Origin of the sequence: Streptomyces sp. NBC_00209 (assembly GCF_045206345.1) — a bacterium.
GTDB lineage: Bacteria > Actinomycetota > Actinomycetes > Streptomycetales > Streptomycetaceae > Streptomyces.
The window spans coordinates 781,166-801,339 of the sequence record NZ_CP108121.1; the positions used below are offsets into that span (position 1 = coordinate 781,166).

13 protein-coding genes are annotated in these 20,174 nt (G+C 75.0%); 12 read left to right on the plus strand and 1 reads right to left on the minus strand.

The features are described 5' to 3' along the window. Nucleotides 1-4: 4 nt before the first annotated feature. From OG867_RS03430 to OG867_RS03470, 9 genes are all read left to right on the plus strand, one after another. Complete coding sequence (locus OG867_RS03430; protein ID WP_406282544.1) at nucleotides 5-7,111, plus strand: amino acid adenylation domain-containing protein; 7,107 nt, start codon at nucleotides 5-7, stop codon at nucleotides 7,109-7,111. After that, nucleotides 7,108-7,323 carry an MbtH family protein gene (locus OG867_RS03435; protein WP_328903396.1) on the plus strand — a complete coding sequence of 72 codons (216 nt, stop codon included), beginning with the start codon at nucleotides 7,108-7,110 and terminating at the stop codon, nucleotides 7,321-7,323. The genes OG867_RS03430 and OG867_RS03435 overlap by 4 nt, the downstream gene beginning before the upstream one ends. Nucleotides 7,324-7,515: 192 nt before the next feature. Then, nucleotides 7,516-7,929 (plus strand): cobalamin B12-binding domain-containing protein, encoded by a 414-nt coding sequence (locus OG867_RS03440; RefSeq protein WP_406282547.1) that lies wholly within the window; start codon nucleotides 7,516-7,518, stop codon nucleotides 7,927-7,929. After that, a complete protein-coding gene (locus OG867_RS03445; protein ID WP_406282550.1) occupies nucleotides 7,926-10,256 on the plus strand; it encodes an amino acid--tRNA ligase-related protein in 2,331 nt (776 codons plus the stop codon). The genes OG867_RS03440 and OG867_RS03445 overlap by 4 nt, the downstream gene beginning before the upstream one ends. Continuing rightward, nucleotides 10,253-11,548: a glutamate synthase-related protein gene (locus OG867_RS03450; protein ID WP_406282553.1), complete on the plus strand. Its 1,296-nt coding sequence runs from the start codon at nucleotides 10,253-10,255 to the stop codon at nucleotides 11,546-11,548. Before OG867_RS03445 ends, OG867_RS03450 begins: the two co-directional genes overlap by 4 nt. Continuing rightward, nucleotides 11,545-11,949 (plus strand): hypothetical protein, encoded by a 405-nt coding sequence (locus OG867_RS03455; protein WP_406282556.1) that lies wholly within the window; start codon nucleotides 11,545-11,547, stop codon nucleotides 11,947-11,949. The genes OG867_RS03450 and OG867_RS03455 overlap by 4 nt, the downstream gene beginning before the upstream one ends. A 141-nt stretch (nucleotides 11,950-12,090) precedes the next feature. Beyond that, nucleotides 12,091-13,380 (plus strand): MFS transporter, encoded by a 1,290-nt coding sequence (locus tag OG867_RS03460; RefSeq protein WP_406282559.1) that lies wholly within the window; start codon nucleotides 12,091-12,093, stop codon nucleotides 13,378-13,380. 7 nt (nucleotides 13,381-13,387) lie between these two features. Then, a complete protein-coding gene (locus tag OG867_RS03465) occupies nucleotides 13,388-14,152 on the plus strand; it encodes a 4'-phosphopantetheinyl transferase family protein (protein ID WP_406282562.1) in 765 nt (254 codons plus the stop codon). Nucleotides 14,153-14,291: 139 nt separating this feature from the next. Then, the gene (locus OG867_RS03470; protein ID WP_406282565.1) at nucleotides 14,292-14,972 is read left to right on the plus strand and encodes an AroM family protein; all 681 of its coding nucleotides are present in this window, start codon (nucleotides 14,292-14,294) and stop codon (nucleotides 14,970-14,972) included. Between the two features lie 15 nt (nucleotides 14,973-14,987). Here OG867_RS03470 and OG867_RS03475 read toward each other — a convergent pair whose 3' ends face one another. After that, on the minus strand, nucleotides 14,988-15,758 hold the full coding sequence (locus OG867_RS03475; RefSeq protein WP_406282568.1) for an IclR family transcriptional regulator: 771 nt from the start codon (nucleotides 15,756-15,758) through the stop codon (nucleotides 14,988-14,990). 202 nt (nucleotides 15,759-15,960) lie between these two features. Between OG867_RS03475 and OG867_RS03480 the strand changes: the two genes are divergently transcribed. Genes OG867_RS03480 through OG867_RS03490 form a run of 3 tightly spaced genes read left to right on the plus strand, consistent with a single transcriptional unit; the run spans nucleotide 15,961 to nucleotide 20,170 of the window. Further along, nucleotides 15,961-17,601, plus strand: a complete 1,641-nt coding sequence (locus tag OG867_RS03480) for an OPT/YSL family transporter (protein ID WP_406282570.1) — start codon at nucleotides 15,961-15,963, stop codon at nucleotides 17,599-17,601. Nucleotides 17,602-17,658: 57 nt separating this feature from the next. Beyond that, nucleotides 17,659-18,723, plus strand: a complete 1,065-nt coding sequence (locus tag OG867_RS03485; protein ID WP_406282572.1) for a DUF917 family protein — start codon at nucleotides 17,659-17,661, stop codon at nucleotides 18,721-18,723. Then, nucleotides 18,716-20,170: a M20/M25/M40 family metallo-hydrolase gene (locus OG867_RS03490; RefSeq protein ID WP_406282575.1), complete on the plus strand. Its 1,455-nt coding sequence runs from the start codon at nucleotides 18,716-18,718 to the stop codon at nucleotides 20,168-20,170. Before OG867_RS03485 ends, OG867_RS03490 begins: the two co-directional genes overlap by 8 nt. Nucleotides 20,171-20,174 lie beyond the last annotated feature (4 nt).

Consider the following 20,174-nt stretch of genomic DNA (forward strand, 5'->3'; position numbering starts at 1 on the left):
CAGGATGCCCCCCATCAGAACGGACGACCTGCTCGACGGCGGCCCCTCTCCCTCGCCCGCCCCGCCGGTGCTCGACCTCGTCGCCCACCAGGCGCGCACCCGGCCCGGCGCGGTCGCCCTGGTCCACGACACCGCCCGGCTGACCTACGCACAGCTCGCCGCCGCCGTGCGGGAGCGGGCGAGCGTCCTCGCCGCCGAGGGCGCGGGCCCGGGCCGGCTGGTCGCCCTCCACCGCCCCCGTGGGATCGACGCCGTCGTCGGCCTCCTCGCCGTGCTCACCACCGGCGCCGCCTACCTGCCCCTCGACATCCAGGCCCCCGACGCCCGGAACGCGGCCATCCTGCACGACAGCTGCGGCGGCCTGGCGCCGACGCCCGCCGAGGTGGCCGCCGCCGGTGAACTCGTCCTGCCGGGGCCGGGCGCACCGTCCGGTGCGGCGTACGTGATCTACACCTCCGGGTCCACCGGCACCCCCAACGGGGTCGTCGTCGCCCATGATTCGCTCGCGCACTTCATCGCGGGCGCCGTCCCCGCGTACGGCATCGGACCCGCCTCCCGGGTCCTCCAGTTCTCACCGCTGCACTTCGACGCCAGCGTGCAGGAGGTGTTCGCGACCCTCGGCGCGGGCGGGACGCTGGTGCTGCGTACGGACGACATGCTGGACGTACGCGATCTGCTGGCGGGCTGCGTACGGCACGGGATCACGGTGCTCGACCTGCCGGCCGCGTACTGGCACGAGCTGGTCCACGTCCTCAGCACCGGTGCGGTGGGCCTGCCCGGCTGCCTGGACACGGTCATCATCTACGGGGAGGCGGCGCTGCCTGAGCGGGTCGCGCAGTGGCGGGAGCTGACCGGGGAGCGGGTGCGGCTGCTGAACGCGTACGGCCCCACGGAGACCACGGTGGTCGCGACGGTCGCCGACCTGACCCGCCACGGGGGCGGCCCGGTGCCGATCGGCCGGCCGCTGCCGGGGGTCCGGGCGGCCGTCGTCGGCGGTGAACTGTGGCTGCTCGGCGGCGGGTTGTCGTACGGGTATCTGAGCAACCCGGAGCTGAACGCCCGCCGGTTCACCGAGTTGGACGGGGAGCGCGCCTACCGCACAGGGGACCTCGTCACGATCGGCGAGGACCGGCAGATCCTGTACCACGGGCGGCTGGACGACGAGGTGAAGATCGGCGGGCAGCGCATCGACCCCGCCGCCGTCGACTCGGTCCTGTCGGCGCATCCGAAGGTACGCGAGGCCGCCGTCGTCGCCCAGCAGGACGCGGACGGGGTCAAGCGGCTCGTCGCGTTCGTCGTCACCGAGGGCGGGGTGGGGGCCGAGGAACTGCGCGGCCTGGTGCGCGAGCGCATGCCCGCCGCCGCCGTGCCCGCCGCCGTCGGAATCGTCGCCGCGCTGCCCCGTACCAGCTCCGGGAAGATCAACCGCAAGGCGCTGCGGACCACGGACCCCCGGCTTTCGGTCGTCCACGAGGAGCCGTTGCCGGTCGAGGACCGGGTGCCGCTCTCGCACGCGCAGCGCCGGCTGTGGCTGCTGGACCAGCTGGACGGCCCGTCCTGTGCGTACAACATGCCGGTCGTGCTGGAGCTGGACGGGGCGCCGGACCGGGCGGCGCTCGCCGCCGCCGTCACGGACCTCGCCGAGCGGCACGAGGTGCTGCGGACCGTGTTCCTGGCCCCGGAGGACGAGCCGTACCAGCATGTGCTGGCCGCGTCGGCGGTGCGGACGCGTACGGTCGGGTGCCCGGCCGGTGAGCTGCGGGAGCGGGTCCAGGACTTCGTGTCCGAGACGTTCGACCTGGCGCGGGAACTGCCGTTGCGGGTCGCGCTGTTCGTGCCCGAGGGGGGCGAGGGCCCGGCGGCGGTGCTGGCGGTGCTGCTGCACCATGTGGCGGGCGACGGCTGGTCGCTGGCGCCGCTGATGAACGACCTGGCCACCGCGTACGCCGCCCGTGCCCAGGGGCGTACGCCGGAGCAGGATCCTCTTCCCGTCCAGTACGCCGACTACACCCTGTGGCAGCACGACGTCCTCGGTACGGCCGACGACCCGGACTCCGCCGTCGCGCGCGGGCTCGCCCACTGGCGGGCCGCGCTGGACGGGCTGCCGGCCGTCACCGGCCTGCCGTTGGACCGGCCGCGCCCGGCCGTGCCGGATCACCGGGGCGGTGTCGTCGCCACGCGCCTCGAACCGGCCGCGCACGCCCGGCTCGCCCGGCTGGCCGACGCGCGCGGCGCGAGCATGCTGATGGTGATCCAGGCCGCGCTGGCCCTCGCGCTGCGGGCGGCGGGCTGCGGGGAGCGGGTGGCCGTGGGCACTCCGGTCGCGGGGCGGGACGACGAGGCGCTGGGCTCACTCGTCGGCTTCTTCGTCAACACGCTGGTCCTGCCGACCGACGCCTCGGGTGACCCGGCGTTCGCCGAGCTGCTGGAACGGGTACGCGACACGGATCTCGCCGCCTACGAGCACCAGGGCCTCCCCTTCGACCTGCTGGTGGAGCATCTGAACCCGCCGCGCACGCCCGGGGTGCACCCGCTCTTCCAGACGATGCTGACCCTGCGCACCGCCGCCCCGGACGACGCCCTCTTCGCGTTCGGCGCGCTCACCGGCCGCTTCCGGGCGGAGGGCCCCGCGACCACCAAGTTCGACCTGACCGCCGCCTGTGTGGAACACCGCACCGCCGACGGTGCGCCCGCCGGGCTCGAACTCGGCCTGGAGTACGCGCGTGACGTCCTCGACGAGGACACCGCCCGCCTCCTCCTGGGCGCCCTGGAACGTGCCCTGCGTACGGCTGCCGAGCGGCCGGGGGAGCCCGTCGCCGACACCGGGCTGCTGGGCGACGAGGAGCGCCTGGCCCTCGCCGGTCGTCGTGAGCGCGTCGCGGCCCTCGCCGCCCGGCAGGCCGCCGACGCCGAGGCGGCCCGGGCGGGCGGCGCACCGGACGCGGAACACGTGGGCACCCTGCGCGAGATGTTCGCGGAGATCCTGGGGCTGGACGAGGTCGGCCCGGACGAGGGGTTCTTCACCATCGGCGGCCACTCGATGAGCGGGGTGCGGCTCGCCAACCGGATCAGGGCCCGCCTGGGCGTCGACGTCCATGTCCGGGACCTGCTGCTCGCCCCGACCCCGGCCGCCCTGGCCCGCCGGATCGCGGAGCACCGGGCCACCGGGGAGGGAGGGCCCGCGCTGGTCCGGCGCACGGAGCGGCCGGAGCGCCTGCCGCTGTCCCGGGCGCAGCGCCGGCTCTGGTTCATCGACGCGCTGGAGGGGCCCAGCGCCTCGTACGACATCCCGCTGGTGCTGCGTCCGGCCGAGCCGCTGGACGCCGATGTCCTCGGCCGTGCCCTGGCCGACCTGGTGGAGCGCCACGAGGTGCTGCGTACCCGCTACCCGTCGGTCGACGGGGAGCCGTACCAGGAGATCGTGGCGGGCGCGCGGCCGGTACTCGATGTGCGCACCGTGCCGGCCGGGCGGTTCCGGGCGGCGGTCGCCTCGGCCGCCGGGCATGTCTTCGACCTCGCCGGGGAACTCCCGCTGCGGGCCGCCCTTCTCACCCCGGACGACGGCGGCGGCCAGGTCCTCGTCGTGCTCGTCCACCACATCGCCGCCGACGGCTGGTCGACGGGCCCGCTGCTCGCGGACCTGGGGGCCGCCTACGCCGCGCGCGCCGAGGGCCGCGCACCGGGCTGGGAGCCGCTTCCCGTCCAGTACGCCGACTACACGCTCTGGCAGCAGGAGCTTCTCGACGGACCTGCGGCGCATGACCATCTCGCCTTCTGGGAACGTGCCCTCGCCGGGGCGCCGCCCGTCCTCGAACTGCCGGCCGCCAAGCCCCGCCCCGCCGAGGCCACCCACCGGGGCGGCCACGCGCCGCTGACTGTGGACGCGGCCACGCACGAGGCCCTGGAAGTGCTGGCCCGGTGCCACGGCGCGACGCTCTTCATGGTGCTGCAGGCCGCGCTCGCCGCCGTCCTCACCCGGCACGGGGCAGGCACCGACCTGCCGCTGGCCACCATGACGGCCGGGCGCGACGACGAGGCACTGAGCGATCTGGTCGGCTTCTTCGTCAACACGCTGGTCCTGCGCACCGACACGTCGGGTGACCCGGAGTTCACCGAGCTGCTGGGCCGGGTACGCGACACGGATCTCGCGGCCTACGCGCATCAGCGGCTCCCCTTCGACCGGATCGTGGAACACCTCAACCCGGCCCGCTCCACCGCCCACCACCCGCTGACCCAGTTCGTCGTACAGCTCCATCACGACTACACGTCCGACCGCGCCGAGGGACCGCTGTTCCGGGCCGAACCGGCCCCGCTGGACACGCTGTCGACCAAGTTCGACCTGACGCTCGCCCTGTGGGAGCGGAAGGACGAGGCGGGGCGGCCGGCCGGTCTGGCGGGCGGTCTCGAATACGCCACCGACCTGTTCGACGCCGCCTCCGCCGCCCTGCTCGCCGCCCATGTCGGACGTCTGCTGCACGCCGTCGCCGCCGACCCGGGGGTACGGATCGGGGCGGTGGACCTGCTCGCCGACGCCGAGCGGTTCCGGCTGGTCGCGGAGTACAACGACACGGCCACCGTGACCCGCGACCGGGCCCCCGTCCACGAGGTCATCGCCCGCCGGGCCGCGCTCACGCCCGGGGCGCCCGCGCTGGTCACCGACGCGGAGACCCTCGGCTACGGCGAGCTCGACGCCCGTGCCGACGCGCTGGCCGCCCGGCTGCGCGCGGCCGGGGTGCGCAGGGGCGACACCGTTGGGGTGCTGCTGGAACGCGGTGCGCCGCTGGTGGTCACCGCGCTCGCGGTCCTGAAGTGCGGGGCCGCCCACGTCCCGCTGGACCCCGCCCTCCCGGGGGCCCGGCTCGCGCTGATGGTCCAGGACGCGGGCGTCCGCCTCGTCGCGACCACCACCGGGCAGGCGGGCGCGGTCCCGGAGGAGGTCTCCGTACCGGTCCTCCTGACCGACGCGCCCGCCGAGGGCGGCGCCCCGCCGGCGGACCGCGAGGCCGTGGCGGTCGACGGGGACGACCTGATGTACGTGATGTTCACCTCCGGGTCGACCGGCCGTCCGAAGGGCGTCGGCGTCACCCACCGCAACGTGACCGAGCTCGCCGCCGACCGCGACACCACCGCCGGCGGCCCCCACCGGATGCTGGTCCACTCCGCGACCGGGTTCGACGCCTCGGTGTTCGAGATATGGGTGCCGCTCCTCAACGGCGGCAGCCTGGTCGTCATGCGCGGCGACGGCACCGACCTCGCCGAGACCGCCCGCACCGTCCGCGAACACCGGGTCACCGCCGCCTACTTCACCGTCGGCCTGTTCCATGTGATGGCCGACGAGGCGCTGGACACGCTGCGGCTGCTGCGCGAGGTGTGGACGGGCGGCGACGTCGCCTCCCCCACCGCCGCGCAACGGGTCCTGACGCACTGCCCGGACACCGTCCTCGTCCACTCCTACGGCCCGACCGAGACGACGTTCGCCTCGCACAACCAGTGGCTCACCGGCGGCCGGGGCTCGCTCGGCGGGTCCGGGCTGCACCTGGGCCGGCCCATGGACAACACCCGCAGCCACGTCCTGGACGCGGCGCTGCGGCCCGTGCCGCCGGGCGTGCCCGGGGAGCTGTACATCGCGGGCACCCATGTGGCGCGCGGGTACACCGGGCGTCCGGATCTGACCGCCGAGCGCTTCGTGCCCGACCCCTTCGAGGCGGACGGGAGCCGGATGTACCGCACCGGCGACCGGGTCGTCTGGACGCCTGAGGGCGAACTGCGGTTCCTGGGGCGGGCGGACGGCCAGGTCAAGCTGCGCGGGGTCCGGATCGAGCCCGGCGAGGTGGAGCACGCGCTCGCCGCGCACCCCTCGGTCGGGCAGGCCCTCGCCGTCGTGCGCGAGGACCGGCCGGGCGAGCGGAGCCTCGTCGGGTACGTGGTGCCGCGCGCCGGGTCCGAGGTCACCGGGGCGGACGTCCTCGCCCTGGCCCGTACCGCGCTCCCCGCCCATCTGGTGCCCTCGGCGGTCGTCGTCCTGGACACCGTGCCGCTGACGGTCAACGGGAAGCCGGACCGCCGGGCGCTGCCCGCGCCGGACCGGCCCGCCGTCGGGCACCGGGCTCCGCGCAACGCCCGGGAGGAGGTGCTGTGCGGGCTGTTCGCCGAGATCCTGGGCGCGCCCCGGGTCGGTCTGGACGACAACTTCTTCACGCTGGGCGGGCATTCGCTGCTCGGTGTGCGCCTGGTGAGCCGGGTGCGCTCGGTCCTCGGCATCGACCGGACGGTCCGTGACCTGTTCCGGGCCCCGACCCCGGCCGGGCTGCTCGGCGCGCAGGACCCGGACGGCACGGCCGGCGCGATGGGCGTCCTGCTGCCGCTGAACGCCCGGGGCACCCGGCGCCCGCTGTTCTGCGTGCACCCGGGGACCGGGGTCGGCTGGTCGTACGCGGGCCTGGCCCGGCACCTCGGGGACGACCAGCCGCTGTACGCCCTTCAGGCCCGCGCGCTGAGCGAGCCGGGCCATCTGCCGCGCACCGTCGAGGAGATGGCCGACGACTACCTGGAACGCGTCCGGCAGGTCCAGCCCTGGGGCCCGTACCGGCTGCTCGGCTGGTCCTTCGGCGGGATCGTCGCCCACACCATGGCCGTCCGGCTCCGCGCGGCCGGTCAGCGCGTCGAACTGCTCGCGCTGATGGACGTCCACCGGACCGGGCCGGGAAGCGTGTCCGTGCTGCCGGCGCGGGAGCCGGAGGCGGCGCCCGGGCAGGACGCGCTGCCGGAGGCGGTGGACCCGGTGCTCGGCGGCTTCAGCGCCGAGGAGATACAAGCGGTGCGGCGGGCCTCCGAGACCCACGCGGCCCTCATGGCGCGGCACGTGCCCGAGGTCGCGGACGCCGGCGCGGTGTTCTTCACCGCCCGCAGGCCCGGCGAACCGGAAGGTGCGCTGGCCGCCACCTGGAATGCCTATCTGACGGGCCCGATCGAGAATCACACCGTGGATTCCACGCATCTCCGGATGGCCGAGGAAGAGCCCCTCGCACACATCGGAAAAGTCATCGCGGAGAAAATCTCCGCACTGCAGGAGAACAGCCTGCGGGAAAACGAAACGAGGAGTTATTCATGAGCGACATCGCGAACCCCTTCGACGACGCCGAGGGCTCCTTCCACGTCGTGGTGAACGACGAGGGACAGCACTCCCTGTGGCCGGCCTTCGCCGACATCCCGGCAGGCTGGGAAGGCGTCTGGGGGCCGGGCAGCCGCTCCGAGGCCCTGGAGTACATCACCGCGCACTGGACCGACATCCGCCCCCGGAGCCTGGTCGCCCAGTACGCCTGACCCGCCGCCGCGCCCCCGCCGTGCCCCCGCAGCTCCTGCGGGGGCACGGCATTTCCTTGTGCCCGCCGGCCGCCTTCCGAGAAAGCCCCCTTTCCGGGAAAACCAGGAAAGGGGAAACTGCCGCTCGTTACTGCCGCTCGACTTCCGCCTCTACTTCCGCCCGGAAGGGGTTCGGAAAAATAATATCGAGGCATGAAGATACTCCTGAGCGGAACCGCTTCGGACTCCCATACCTGGAACCTCGTGTATCTCGGGCTGTTCCTGGAGGAGCGGGGGCACGACGTCGTCGCGCTGGGCCCCTGTGCGAGTCCCCGTCTGCTCACGGCCGCCTGTCGCCGGCATGCCCCCGACGCGGTCGTGCTCAGCAGCGTCAACGGCCACGGCTACCGGGACGCGCTCGCCGCCGTGCGCGCGCTGCGGGCCGAACCGGGGCTCGCCGCCCTGCCGGTGGCCGTCGGCGGCAAGCTGGGGACGGTCGGCCACGCGCGAGAGGACGAGGCGGCCCGGCTGCGCGCGGCGGGCTGCGACGCCGTCCTCGGGGACGGGGCCGCTGACCTGGACGCCCTGTGCGCGTTCCTCACGGCCCCCGCGCGGGTGGGGGCATGACCACCGCCGCCGCACCGCGCCCGTTCGGTGCGTTCGTCGCGGCCTCGGCGGCCGCCGGACGGCTGGTGGTCCAGCCCCGCATGGGCTTCGGCGACCCGGTCGCCATGCGTACGGGGCTTGAGCGGACCCGGGCCGCCACGGCCACGACCGCCGGGACGCTCACCATCGACAGCTACACCCGCGTCGGCGACCTCACGGGAGCCGGTGCCGCGCTCGCCGAGGGCGCCGGGCTCAACGGCTACCCGATCGCCACGCACCCGCTCGCCGTCACCCGCGCCCTGCTCGACGGGGTGCGCGACGACGGGTTCCCGGTCCAGGTCCGCCACGGCTCCGCCCGCCCCCAGGCCATCGTCCGGGCCCTGCTCGCCGCCGGCCTCGACGCGACCGAGGGCGGGCCGGTCTCCTACTGCCTGCCGTACGGCCGCACCCCGCTGCGCGAGTCCGTCGCCGCCTGGGCCGCGGGCTGCGAACTCCTCGCGGGGCACGCCCGCCCCGGTTCCGTGCCGCACCTCGAAAGCTTCGGCGGCTGTCTGCTCGGCCAGCTCTGCCCGCCCGGGCTGCTGGTCGCGATGAGCGTGCTGGAATGCCTGTTCTTCGCCCAGCACGGGGTGCGCAGCGTCTCGTTGAGCTACGCCCAGCAGACGGACCCGGGCCAGGACGAGGAGGCGATACGGGCCCTGCGCCGGCTGGCCGGCGAGCTGCTGCCGACGGGCGTCGACCACCACGTCGTCCTCTACACCTACATGGGCGTCTACCCGCGCACCGAGCGCGGGGCGACCCGGCTGCTGGAGGCGTCGGCACGCCTTGCGGTGCGGGCCGGGGCGGACCGGCTCCTCGTGAAGACGACCGCCGAGTCCCGCCGTATCCCGACCGTCGCCGAGAACGTCCGCGCCCTGGAGACCGCCGCCGCGGCCGCCGCGCTCGCCGGTCCGCCGCTGCCGGGGGGCCGGGACGACTCCGAGGTCTACGCGGAGGCCCGGGCCCTGGTGGAGGCCGTGCTCGGTCTGCACCCCGACCTGGCCCACGCGTTGCCGGCCGCCTTCGAACGCGGCCTGCTCGACGTGCCGTTCTGCCTCCACCCGGACAACGCGGGCCGCTCCCGCAGCGTCATCGGCGCGGACGGGCGGCTGCGCTGGTCGGACACCGGCGCGATGCCGATCCGCCCCGACGCCCCGGACGGGCTGGCGCCGCTCACCGCGAACGGCCTCCTCACGGCCCTGAACCACATGGCCGACCGCTACGACCGGCCGCCGCCCGCCCCCCTGCCCCCGTACCGACCCCGCATCGACACCCCTCACCACCGCCACGAACAGGAGCCCGTCATGGACCACGCCCCGCAGCCCGGAGGACCCGCCCTGCCGCCCCCGCTCGGTGAGCACCTGCGCTCCCCGCAGCTGCGCGCCGCCATGCTCGTCCAGCAGGAGGCGCTGTGGGCGGCCCGCGACTTCCTGCGGCGGTCGGGTTTCACGGAGCTGCTGCCCCCGCTCGTCGGACCCGTCACCGACCCGGGAGGCCGGGGCGCCAAGGCGCTGGACGTCGACTACTACGGGCGCCCGTACAAGCTGATGACCAGCGCGATCCTGTACAAGCAGGCGTCGCTGCACGGCTTCCCGAAGCTGTTCTACATCGCTCCCAACGTCCGTGTGGAGCCGGAGGAGACCGCCACCACGGGCCGCCATCTGGTCGAGTTCCACCAGATCGACGTGGAGATCGCCGGGGCGAGCCGCGAGGACGCGCAGGAGGTCGCCGCCGGGCTCCTCACCCATGTCGCCGAGCACGTATGGACCGCCGTTCCGGACGTTCTCGCCGAACTGGGACGACAGGAAGCGGACTTCGCGGACGTCCGCAGCGGCAAGTACGACGTGTGCACCCATCAGGAGGCCGTGGCACGGCTCCTGACGGCCGGTCATCCGCAGAGCCCGGACAGCGAGATCGACTGGACCGGTGAACGGCTCCTGTCGCTGGAGAGCGACCGGCCGTTCTTCATCAACGACTACCCGAAGGGCTCGCGCGGCTTCTACGACCGGGAGGACCCCGAACGCCCCGGTGTGCTGCGGAACTTCGATCTGATCGCACCGCACGGCTACGGCGAGCTGGTCTCGGGCAGCGAGCGCGAGTCGGACTACGCGACCATCGTCACGCGGATGCGGGAGAGCGGCGAGAACCCCGCCAAGTACGCCTGGTACCTGAAGGAGGCCCGGGAGGGCATCCCGGCCAGCGCCGGTTTCGGGATGGGCCTTCAGCGCCTCGTCCGCTTCCTCACCGGCCTCGACTCGCTGTGGCAGGTCAGCGCCTACCCGAAGCTCCCCGGGGTGGTGGCCCCGTGAGCGCCCTCGCCGCCCCCGGCCTCCCCGAGCGCGAGATCCGCGCCCGCGCCCGGCGCGGCACCGCCGAGGTGTTCCCCGACCCCGGTTCGTACGGTGCCGAGCTCTTCGGCCCCGGGAGCGAGGCCGGTACGGACGCGCTCGACCGGGCCAGGATCGTCCCGCCCGTCTTCATGCCGGAGCGGCTGGAGAAGCTGATCGCCCTCGCCCGCGAGCCGGAGTCAGGCGACGTCGAACTGGGCGTCCGGACCGGCGGGTTCACCTCTTCGCTGCCGCTGTACCTGTCGGCCTTCGGGTCGACCCGGGCGGGCAGCGGCGACCTGGCCGTGCAGGCGTCCCGGCAGGCCGGCCGCCTCGGCATCCCCATGGTCATCGGCGAGAACATGGTCCCCGTGCACGGCTACCGGCGCGGCGGGGACGCCGCCCGCTCCGCGCTCCTCGCGCGCATCGAGGCGTATCTCGACGCGGCACCCGAGGGGGTCGGCGGGATCGTCGTCCAGCAGTCCACCGAGGACGCCGACTCGGAGGTCTGGAACCTCCTCTACAGCGACCCCGCCACCCGGCCGCTCCTCGCATCGGGGCGCCTGGCCTTCGAGTTGAAGACCGGCCAGGGCGCCAAACCGGGTCTCGGCGGCATGACCGTCGTCGGGAGTGCGGAGGCGGAGGCCCTGGCGGACCGCTTCACGGTCACCGATCCGTTCGGCACGGGTGACGGGCGCCGGCTGCGCTGCGCCACGCCGGGCACCTTCACCGACGAGATCCTGCGGCAGCAGCTGCGCTTCATGCGGAACAACTTCCCCAAGGCCCGTACGTGGGTGAAGTTCCACCCGGGCCGCGACATCGCGCACGCCGCCCGCACCGCCTGGGCGGCCGGGGCGGACGCCGTCACCGTGGACGGCGCGGAGGGCGGCACCGGCTGGGCGCCCCGGGTCTTCCTGGACCAGGTCGGTCTACCGCTCGCGGAGTGCCTGCGCCGGATCGGCCGGCCCGGGGGCTGCCTGCTCGCGAGCGGCGGGATGTGGGAGGGCGGACGCGCCCTGCGCACCCTCGCCCTGGGCGCCACGGCCGTCGGGCTCGGCCGCGCCGCGCTGGTCGCCGTGGACGAGGACCCGGAACACGGCCTGGTGCGGCTCGCCGAGAGCATCGCGCTCGAACTGCGCCTCCTTGTCAGCGCGTTGGGCAAGTACGAGGTCGGCGCTCTGGGACCCGACGACCTGTGGTGGCCGGACGGCGGCCCCTTCGACGCCGGAGCACCGCTGCCCGCCGACCCGGCGGCCACCGGGGCGACGCCGTGACCGGGCGCGCGAGGTCCGGGCCACGGCGGACCCCCGGGAGCCGGCCCGCCCCGGCACGGCAGCCGCACCACGTCACCGGCCGCCACCGCACCGTGCGGGCCCGGTTCCTCCTGCGGGAGACCCCCGGCGTCACCGTCGGGCCCGCCGGTGACGGCGTACTCGACACCGACGGCCGGGACCCCGTGGCCGACGCGGCCCTGCTCGCCGCCCAGCGCGCCCTGGCCGAGGCGGGCCGGGGTTACCTCGGCGGCCGCCTGGAACTCCGCGCCCCCGGGCGCACCCGTGCCGCTCGCGACCGGCGGGCCCTGCGGCGCGCCGCCGGCCGGGCCGCCGCGCTGGCCGTCGCGGCGACGCTGCGCGGCGACGACACCGGCGTCGACGTCCGCGTGACGCGCCGCTGAACCGCTCCCGCACCGAGCCGCACCGCCCTCTCCGCACGAAGCCGACGCAGAAGGCCGACGCAGAAGGCCACCCCGGAACCCCACCCCAGAACGCCACCCGGGAACCCCACCCCGGAAAGCCGACCCAGGAAAGCCGAACCCATGACAACGAACCCCTCCGCCCCGCCGTCCGAGGCGGGCGCCGCGCCCGACTGGCGGCGCATCGGCAGCTTCGTCACCGGCCAGGCGGCCGTGCAGTGCGGCAGCTTCGCGCTGATCATCGCCATGAACTGGACGGCCGTCCAGCTCGGCGGCCGGTCCGCGGTGACGCTCGTCATCCTCGCCTCCACGCTGCCGCGCGCCCTCATGCTGCTGTTCGGCGGCGCCCTCGCCGACGCCCTCGGCCCGCGCGCGGTCCTCCTCCGGGCCACCGCCACCCGGCTCGTCGTCCTGGTGATCGGCGCGCTGGTCACCGCGGGCGCCCACAGCATCTGGCCGCTGATCGCCGTCGCCGTGGTCGAGGGCTCGCTGCTCGGCCTGACCGGCCCGGCGTCGGGCATCCTGCTCACCCGGCTGGCCCCTCAGGAGCACCTGGGCCGCGCCAACTCCCTGTTCTCCATGGTGATGCGGCTGGCCCCGATCGCCGGATCACCGCTGGGGGCCTGGCTGGTGGTGGCGGGCAGCCTGTCCGGGGTCATGCTCGTCTCGGCGGCCGGGTGCGCCGTCTGGCTGCTGTGCGCGTTCCATGTGACCCGGGGCATGACCCGGCCGGAGCGCGGCGCCGGGGCGGGGGGCACGTCACTGTTCCGGCGCTCCGGCGACGGCCTGGCACTGCTGGGCCGTCACCCCCGGCTGCGCTGGATGTTCGTCGCCTGCTTCTGCATGGACTTCGCGTTCCTCTGGCCGGCCGAGGTGGCCCTTCCGCTGCGCGCGTCCGGCGAGGGCTGGGGCATCGGCTCGGTCGCGGCGGCCCTGACCGCGTTCAGCGCGGGCGCCCTGGTGTCGGCGGCGGCCGGTGCCGCGCTCGCCCACCGCATCCCGGTCCCGGTCAAGCTGGTCGTCACCGGCACCGGGCTCGCCGTGGGCATGGGCGCCATGGCCCTGGTGCCCTCGCCGGCCGTCCTCGCGGTCACGGCGTGCGCGGTCGGCCTGTTCTCGGGGCTCAACGGACCCGCCCTGGTCACCGCGTACCAACACGCCGTGCCCGAGGGGAAGCTGGGCGCCGCGATGTCGACGTTCTCGCTGTCCAGCATCGGGGCCGCGCCCCTGTCCCTGGCCGTCTTCAGTTCGCTCTCGGCGCCCCTGGGCGTGACCGGCACCTGGCTGCTGTGCGCATGCGTCGCACTGTTCTCGCCGGTCGCCGCCACGCTCGCCCTGCGCGCCCCCCTGACGCGGAAGGCCCCCGCCGTGAAGGCTTCCGCCGCCCCCGAGCCCACCGCCACCGCCGTGTGAGGCAGCCATGTCCCTGCTGGACCCCCGCCCGACGCCCGTCCTCGAACCCGTCCTCCTGCCCACCGCGCTGCCGCCCCTGCCCGCCGCGCTTCCCCCGCCGTCCGGGCCGGGCCCCGGCCGCCCGCAGCTCTGGCTGGTGGCCACCGCCGCGCACGAGGAGACCGCGACCCGGTACGCCCCGCTCGTGCTCGGCCCCGCCGAGCTGGCCCGGGCCGAGGAGTTCCGCCGCCCCACCGACCGCGCCACGTACCTGTGCGCCCACGTCGGACTGCGCCGGGTCCTCGGCAACCACCTGGGCGTCGCCCCGCGCACGGTGTCGGTGGCCCGGGCCCCCTGCCCGGGCTGCGGCGAACCGCACGGGCGGCCCGTACTCCCCGACGGGCCCCTGCACTTCTCGCTCTCGCACTGCGAGGGCCTGAGCCTGATCGCCGTCGCCGCCACCCCGGTCGGCGTGGACGTCGAACCCGTACCGGACCCGCGCACCCTCCTGGAGGCGGCCGATGTCGTCCACCCCTGGGAGGCGGCGGAACTCGCCGCGCTGGCGCCCGCGGTGCGGCCGGCCGCCTTCGCCCGGGTGTGGACCAGGAAGGAGGCGTATCTGAAGGGCCTCGGCATCGGTCTGGGCGCGGACCCGTCGACGGAGTACGTGGGTGCCGGGCCGGCACCGGCCGCCCCGGGCGGCTGGCTCCTGACCGACATCGCCGTCCCGGCCGGCCACCGGGCGGCGGTGGCGGTCCGCCGCGACGAGGCGGGCGGAACCGGTCCGGACTGATCCGCTCCGTCCCGTAACGCCCCCGGTGGTGACCGCCGCCGGGGGCCTCCGGCTGCCGCACGGGCCGTGTCCGGCGTTAGGTTGTCCCGCAACAGGCAACCAACTTCCAATATCCGGAACAACGTCGAAGCGAGGCCCCGTGCACACCGTGACCTTCCTGACCATCGGCCAGTCCCCCCGCCCCGACCTCTCCGTGGCCATCGAGGCGGAGCTGCCGCCCACGGCGCGGATACGGCACGCGGGGGTCCTCGACGGGCTCGGCCGGGCGGAGGTGGAGGCGGGGTTCGGGGCGGTGCGCGGGCGGGCGACGCTGCTGAGCCGCTTGGCCGACGGGACCTCCGTGACCCTGGACGCCGACACGGTCGGGGCCGGGCTCGCCGCCCTCGTGGAGCGGGTGGAGGCGGAAGGGGCGGACGTCGTGGTGCTCCTGTGCACCGGGGAGTTCCCGGGGCTGCGGACCCGGCGGGCGCGGCTGGTCGAGCCGGACGCGCTGCTCACGGGGTACGTGGGCGCGGCGCTGCGGGGTGCCCGGGTCGGGGTCGTCGTGCCGCTGCCGGAGCAGGTGGCGGAGGCCCGGACGAAGTGGCGGGCGCTCGACCCGGCCCCGGCGTTCGGGACGGCCTCGCCGTACGCCGCCGACGACGGCGCCCTGTGCGCGGCGGCCCGCGCCCGGCTGGACGCGGGGGCGGAGGCGCTGGTGCTGGACTGCATGGGTTACGGGACCCGGCACCGCGAAGCGCTGCGCGCGGCCGGGATCACCGCCCCGGTGCTGACTCCGGGCGCGGTGGTGGGCGCGATGCTGGGGCCGCTGCTCGCCTGAGGGAGGCCCCCGGGCCTATGCGGCCACGTACCGCAGCCAGTACGGATCGCCGATCCGCTTCCCCACCCGCCGCGCGGCGTCCCGCACCGCCCGTCCGAAGCGGGCCTCGTTCTCGTGGCGCAGTTCGGGGGCGGGCAGGGCGATCCCTATGCCGAAGACCTGACCCGTATCGCCGTCCACGACGGCCGCGGAGATGCCCGCGACGTTCGGCACGAACTCGCCGCGCGAGGACTCCCACCCGTCGGCGCGCACCCGGGCCAGGGAGGAGACCAGCTCGCCGGGGGTGCGGGGGGCCGATCCGGTGGCCTGTTCGAGACGGGCGTCGACGAGCCGCAGTACCTGCGCGTCGTCCAGGCGGGCCAGCAGGGCGCGCCCCATGGAACTGGCGTAGGCGGGCGCGCGGGTGCCGGCCGGGGTGTACGCCTGAAGGGCGCCGACCGTGCCGATCCGCATGTGCAGTACCAGCGATTCGGCGCCGTCGAGCACGTCCACGTAACCGGTGTAGCCGATGTCGGCGACCAGCCTGGCCAGTTCCTCCTCCAGGAGCGAGGCGGTGGAGCGCGAGGCGCGGAAGTGGTACGAGGCTTCCATGACGAGTTCGCCGGGCCGGTAGGCGCGGCTCACCGGGTCGCGGTCCAGGAAGCCGTACTCGGCCATCATGCTCAGCGTCCGCGACACGGAGCTCTTCGGCAGGTCGAGGGCGCCCGCCACATCCGTCACGGTCAGGTCGCGCTGAAGGCGCGCCAGCAGCCGCAGGACGTCCCGCGCGTTGGCGAGTGTGCTCACCGTTCTCCTGCCTCCCCCGGGCCCCGGGCCCGTGCGTTCCGATCGTAAGGGGCGCCCACATACCGAGACCGCCGCCCACCCCCTTGACGGGCGGGCGTGCCGCGGAGATGATCCAGCATATCCAGATATTCACACACGGTTCCATATTTTAGAACTCCTGGAGCGGCGGACACGCCGCCCCGCACGGAAGCACCGGAGATCCATGAGCACCGACGCGACGAACCGGGCCGTCACCGACGCCCCGCACACCGCGGCCGACGGAGCGCGCCATCCCCGCGCCCTCGCGCCCGGCAATCTGATCCTGACCGTCGTGCTCAGCGTGTTCGGCGCGGTCGTCGGCGTGCAGCTGCTCGCCACCCTCGGCGTCACGCCCAGCACCTCGCTGATCGGTGCGCTGGCCGCGATGACGCTGGCCCGCGTGCCGCTCGTCGCCTTCCGCGGCTTCCGCTCGGTCCACGCGCAGAACCTGGCGCAGACGAGCATCTCGTCGGCCACCTTCGGCGCCGCGAACAGCCTGTTCCTGCCGATCGGCATCCCGTTCCTGTTCGGGATGGACGACATGATCATCCCGATGCTGGTCGGGGTCTCGGTCGCGATGCTGGTCGACGCCTGGCTGCTGTACCGGATGTACGACACCCCGGCCTTCCCCGCGAAGAACCCGTGGCCGCTCGGGCTCGCCGCCGCCGAGGCGATCAGGGCGGGCGACGAGGGCGGGCGGCGCGCGAAGGTGCTCGGGCTCGGGCTGGTGACCGGTCTGGTGGGCGCGGTGTTCTCGCTGCCGATGTCGGCGTTCGGCGTGGCCCTGATCGGCGGCTTCGGCGCGATGGCCGCGTTCGGCGTCGGCCTGCTGTTCACGCAGTACGCGGACCCGCTGTTCGGCCTCGACCTCAATGCGATGTACCTGCCGCACGGGATGATGATCGGCGCCGGTCTCGTCGCCCTCGTCCAGGTCGGCCGGACCATCCTCGGCGCCCGGCGGACGAACACGGCGCGGACGGGCTCGGCCGCTGCGCCGGAGGGCGCGGAGGAGGGCGCGCAGCGGCTGGGGCGCTCCATGCGATTGGGCCTCGGCGCCTACCTCGCGATCTCGGTCCTGCTCGCCTTCGGCACCGGAGCGGCCACGCACATGAGCCCGGGCATGCTGATCGGCTTCCTGGTCTACGCGACCGTCGCGGCGTTCCTGCACGAACTGCTGGTCGGCATCGCGTCCATGCACTCCGGCTGGTTCCCGGCCTTCGCCATCGCCCTGATCACCCTGCTGCTCGGCATCCTCATCGGCTTCCCGCCGGAGGCGCTGGTCGTGCTCTCCGGCTTCACCGCCGCGACCGGTCCGGCCTTCGCGGACATGGGTTACGACCTGAAGACCGGCTACCTGCTGCGCGGCGAGAACGCCGACCCCGCCTTCGAACTGGAAGGCCGCCGCCAGCAGCTGATCGCCGCGATGATCGGCTTCGGCGTCGCGATCGTCGTCGTCCTCGTCTCGTACCGGATGTTCTTCGACAACGGGCAGACCGCCCCGATCGACGCCGCGTACGTCGCCGCGATCAAGGCGGGCCCGTCCGTCGAGACGGCGAAGCACCTCGCGCTGTGGGCGATTCCCGGGGCGATCGTGCAGCTCGTCGGCGGGTCGAAGCGGCAGCTCGGCATCCTGCTCGCGACCGGGCTGCTGATCACGACCCCGATGGCCGGCTGGATGGTCGCCGCCGGCATCGCCGCCCGCGTCCTCGCCCCGCGCCTGTTCGGCAAGGACGTCAAGGGCGACCTGGAAGTCTTCGCCGGCGGTGCGATCGCCGGCGACGCCCTCTACTCCTTCGGCAACGGCGTGTTCAAGGCCGCCAAGTAGCCGGACCCCCGCTCTGCCCTCTCGTACACCCGCACAGCACCACCCTGGGAGAATCCCGTGAAGCGACAGCTGACCCATGACGACATCCGCGCGGCCGTGTACGGCGGTGCCGTGCTCGGCGGAGGCGGCGGCGGCTTCGTGGAGCGGGGGCTGCGCACCGCCGAACTGGCCCTTCAGGTCGGCACGCCCGAGCTGTGGAGCGCCGACGAGTTCGCGGACGGCGATCTGACCGCGACCGTGGCCCTGGTCGGCGCCCCCGCCGCGCCCGACCCGCAGGTGCTCCCGACGCACCTGCTCCGCGCGCTGGAACTGCTGCGCCGTGAACTGCCGGGCGACCTGGTCGCGCTGCACACCAACGAGAACGGCGCCGAGACCACGATCAACGGCTGGTTCCACTCCGCGCTCACCGGCCTGCCCGTCATCGACCTGGCGTGCAACGGCCGCGCCCACCCCTCCAGCCAGATGGGGGCCATGGGCCTGCACCGCCGCGAGGGCTACCGGTCCAGCCAGGGTTACGCCGGCGGCAAGCCGCACGCCTACGTCGAGGGGGCTGTCTCCGGCCGCCTGGACGCGACGTCCAACGTGGTCCGCCGCGCGTCCGTGGAGGCGGGCGGCTGGGTGGGCGTCGCCCGCAACCCGGTCGAGGTCGGCTACGCCGTCCGCAACGGCGCCCCGGGCGCCATCGGCTTCGCGATCGAGCTGGGGCACCGCTTCCTGGCCGAGGGCCCGGCGGGCGCGGCCGCGCAGCTGGGCGGCGAGATCGCCGCGTCGGGGACCGTGCGCGAGTACCGCTGCGAGCAGCGCGAGGGCCTGGACGTGGGTGTCGCGGTCCTGGACGACGCCGACGGCACCACGCTGCACTTCGTCAACGAGTACATGGCGCTCGACCTGGCCGGCGGCCGCCGTGCCGCGTTCCCGGACCTGATCACGACGTTCGACGAGGCGGGGCAGCCGCTCGCCTCCGCCGACGTCGAGGTGGGCAAGCGCGTCGAGGTCCTGGTCGCCCCGGCGGAGGCCCTGCTGCTGTCCCCGACGATGTACATGCCCGAGGTGTACGCCCCCGTGGAGGCGCTGCTCGGCATCGAGTTCGCGCCCGCCGCGAAGGCGCTCGCCCATGTCTGAGCCGTTCCTCGCCGAGCCGGGCCCCGTACGGGAGTTCTGTGACGCGCGGTGGGAGGACGAGATCCTGCCGCTGGTCCGGGACCACATCCGGGTCCCGGCGGTCAGCCCCGCGTACGACCCGGAGTGGGAGGCCCGCGGGCACCTGGACCGGGCCGTCGACGCGGCGGCGGCCTGGCTGCGCGCGGTGCCGCTGCCCGGCCTGCGCACCGAGGTCCTGCGCGCCCCCGGCCGTACGCCCCTGATCTTCTTCGAGATCCCCGGCGCGGGCACCCGGTCCGACGAGACCGTCCTCTTCTACGGCCACCTCGACAAGCAGCCCGAGGGCGAGGGCTGGACCGGGGGCCGCACCGCGTGGGAGCCGTCCTTCGACGGCACCCGGCTGTACGGGCGCGGCGGCGCCGACGACGGGTACGCGCTGCCCGCGTCGGTGACCGCGATCCGGGCGCTGGCCGAGCAGGGCGCGGCCCGGCCCCGGTGCGTCGGGGTGTTCGAGGCCGGGGAGGAGTCCGGCAGCCCGGACCTGGACCACTGGTTCGGGGCGCTGGCGGACCGGATCGGCGAGGTGGGCCTCGTGGTCTGCCTGGACTCCGGCGCGGGCGACTACGAACGGCTGTGGCTGGTCACCTCGTTGCGCGGGGCCTGCGGCGGCACGCTCGACGTGCGGGTCCTCGGCGACGGCGCGCACTCCGGGGACGCCGGGGGCGTGGTGCCGTCGTCGTTCCGGGTGCTGCGGCACCTGCTCGACCGCGTCGAGGACTCGGCGACAGGCACGCTGCGCCCCGCCGTCCTGCACGGCGAGGTGCCCCCGGAGCGCCGGGAGCAGACCCGTGAGGCGGCGGCCCTGCTCGGCGACCGGGTCCAGGAGCGCTTCGACTGGTGCGGGGACACCTCGGCCATGGCCGACGACCCCGGGGAGCTGCTGCTCAACCGGGCGTGGCGGCCCAGCCTGGAGGTCACCGGGGCGGACGGGCTGCCCCCGGTCGGCTCGGCCGGCAATGTGCTGCGCCCGTACACCCGGGTGAAGCTGGCGCTGCGGCTGCCGCCGACGGTGGACGGCGCGGCGGCCGTCGCGGAGCTGGGCAGGCTCCTGGAGGCGGACCCGCCGTACGGCGCGACGGTCCGCTTCACGCCCGACCGGGTCCTCGCGGACGGCTGGCACGCGCCCGCCGAGGAGCCGTGGCTGAGTGCCGCGCTCTCCGGGGCGAGCCGGGCGTGCTTCGACGGGGCGGACGTCGCCCGGATCGGGCAGGGCGGCACGATCCCGCTGATGGGGAAGCTGTCCCGGCGGTTCCCCGATGCCCAGTTCCTGGCCTGCGGAGTGCTGGGGCCGGGGGCGAACGCCCACGGGCCGAACGAGTCTCTGCACGTGCCGTACGCGCGGCGGCTCACCGCGAGCCTGGCCCTGACCCTCAACGCCTTCGCCGTACGGGAGCGGCACGCCGGGTGAGGGG

Bases quoted from the DNA above. Each gene is read 5' to 3' on its own strand.
- OG867_RS03460 (WP_406282559.1), top strand. From the start codon at position 12,091: ATGACAACGAACCCCTCCGCCCCGCCGTCCGAGGCGGGCGCCGCGCCC.
- OG867_RS03430 (WP_406282544.1), top strand. From the start codon at position 5: ATGCCCCCCATCAGAACGGACGACCTGCTCGACGGCGGCCCCTCTCCC.
- OG867_RS03465 (WP_406282562.1), top strand. From the start codon at position 13,388: ATGTCCCTGCTGGACCCCCGCCCGACGCCCGTCCTCGAACCCGTCCTC.
- OG867_RS03490 (WP_406282575.1), top strand. From the start codon at position 18,716: ATGTCTGAGCCGTTCCTCGCCGAGCCGGGCCCCGTACGGGAGTTCTGT.
- OG867_RS03480 (WP_406282570.1), top strand. From the start codon at position 15,961: ATGAGCACCGACGCGACGAACCGGGCCGTCACCGACGCCCCGCACACC.
- OG867_RS03445 (WP_406282550.1), top strand. From the start codon at position 7,926: ATGACCACCGCCGCCGCACCGCGCCCGTTCGGTGCGTTCGTCGCGGCC.
- OG867_RS03440 (WP_406282547.1), top strand. From the start codon at position 7,516: ATGAAGATACTCCTGAGCGGAACCGCTTCGGACTCCCATACCTGGAAC.
- OG867_RS03435 (WP_328903396.1), top strand. From the start codon at position 7,108: ATGAGCGACATCGCGAACCCCTTCGACGACGCCGAGGGCTCCTTCCAC.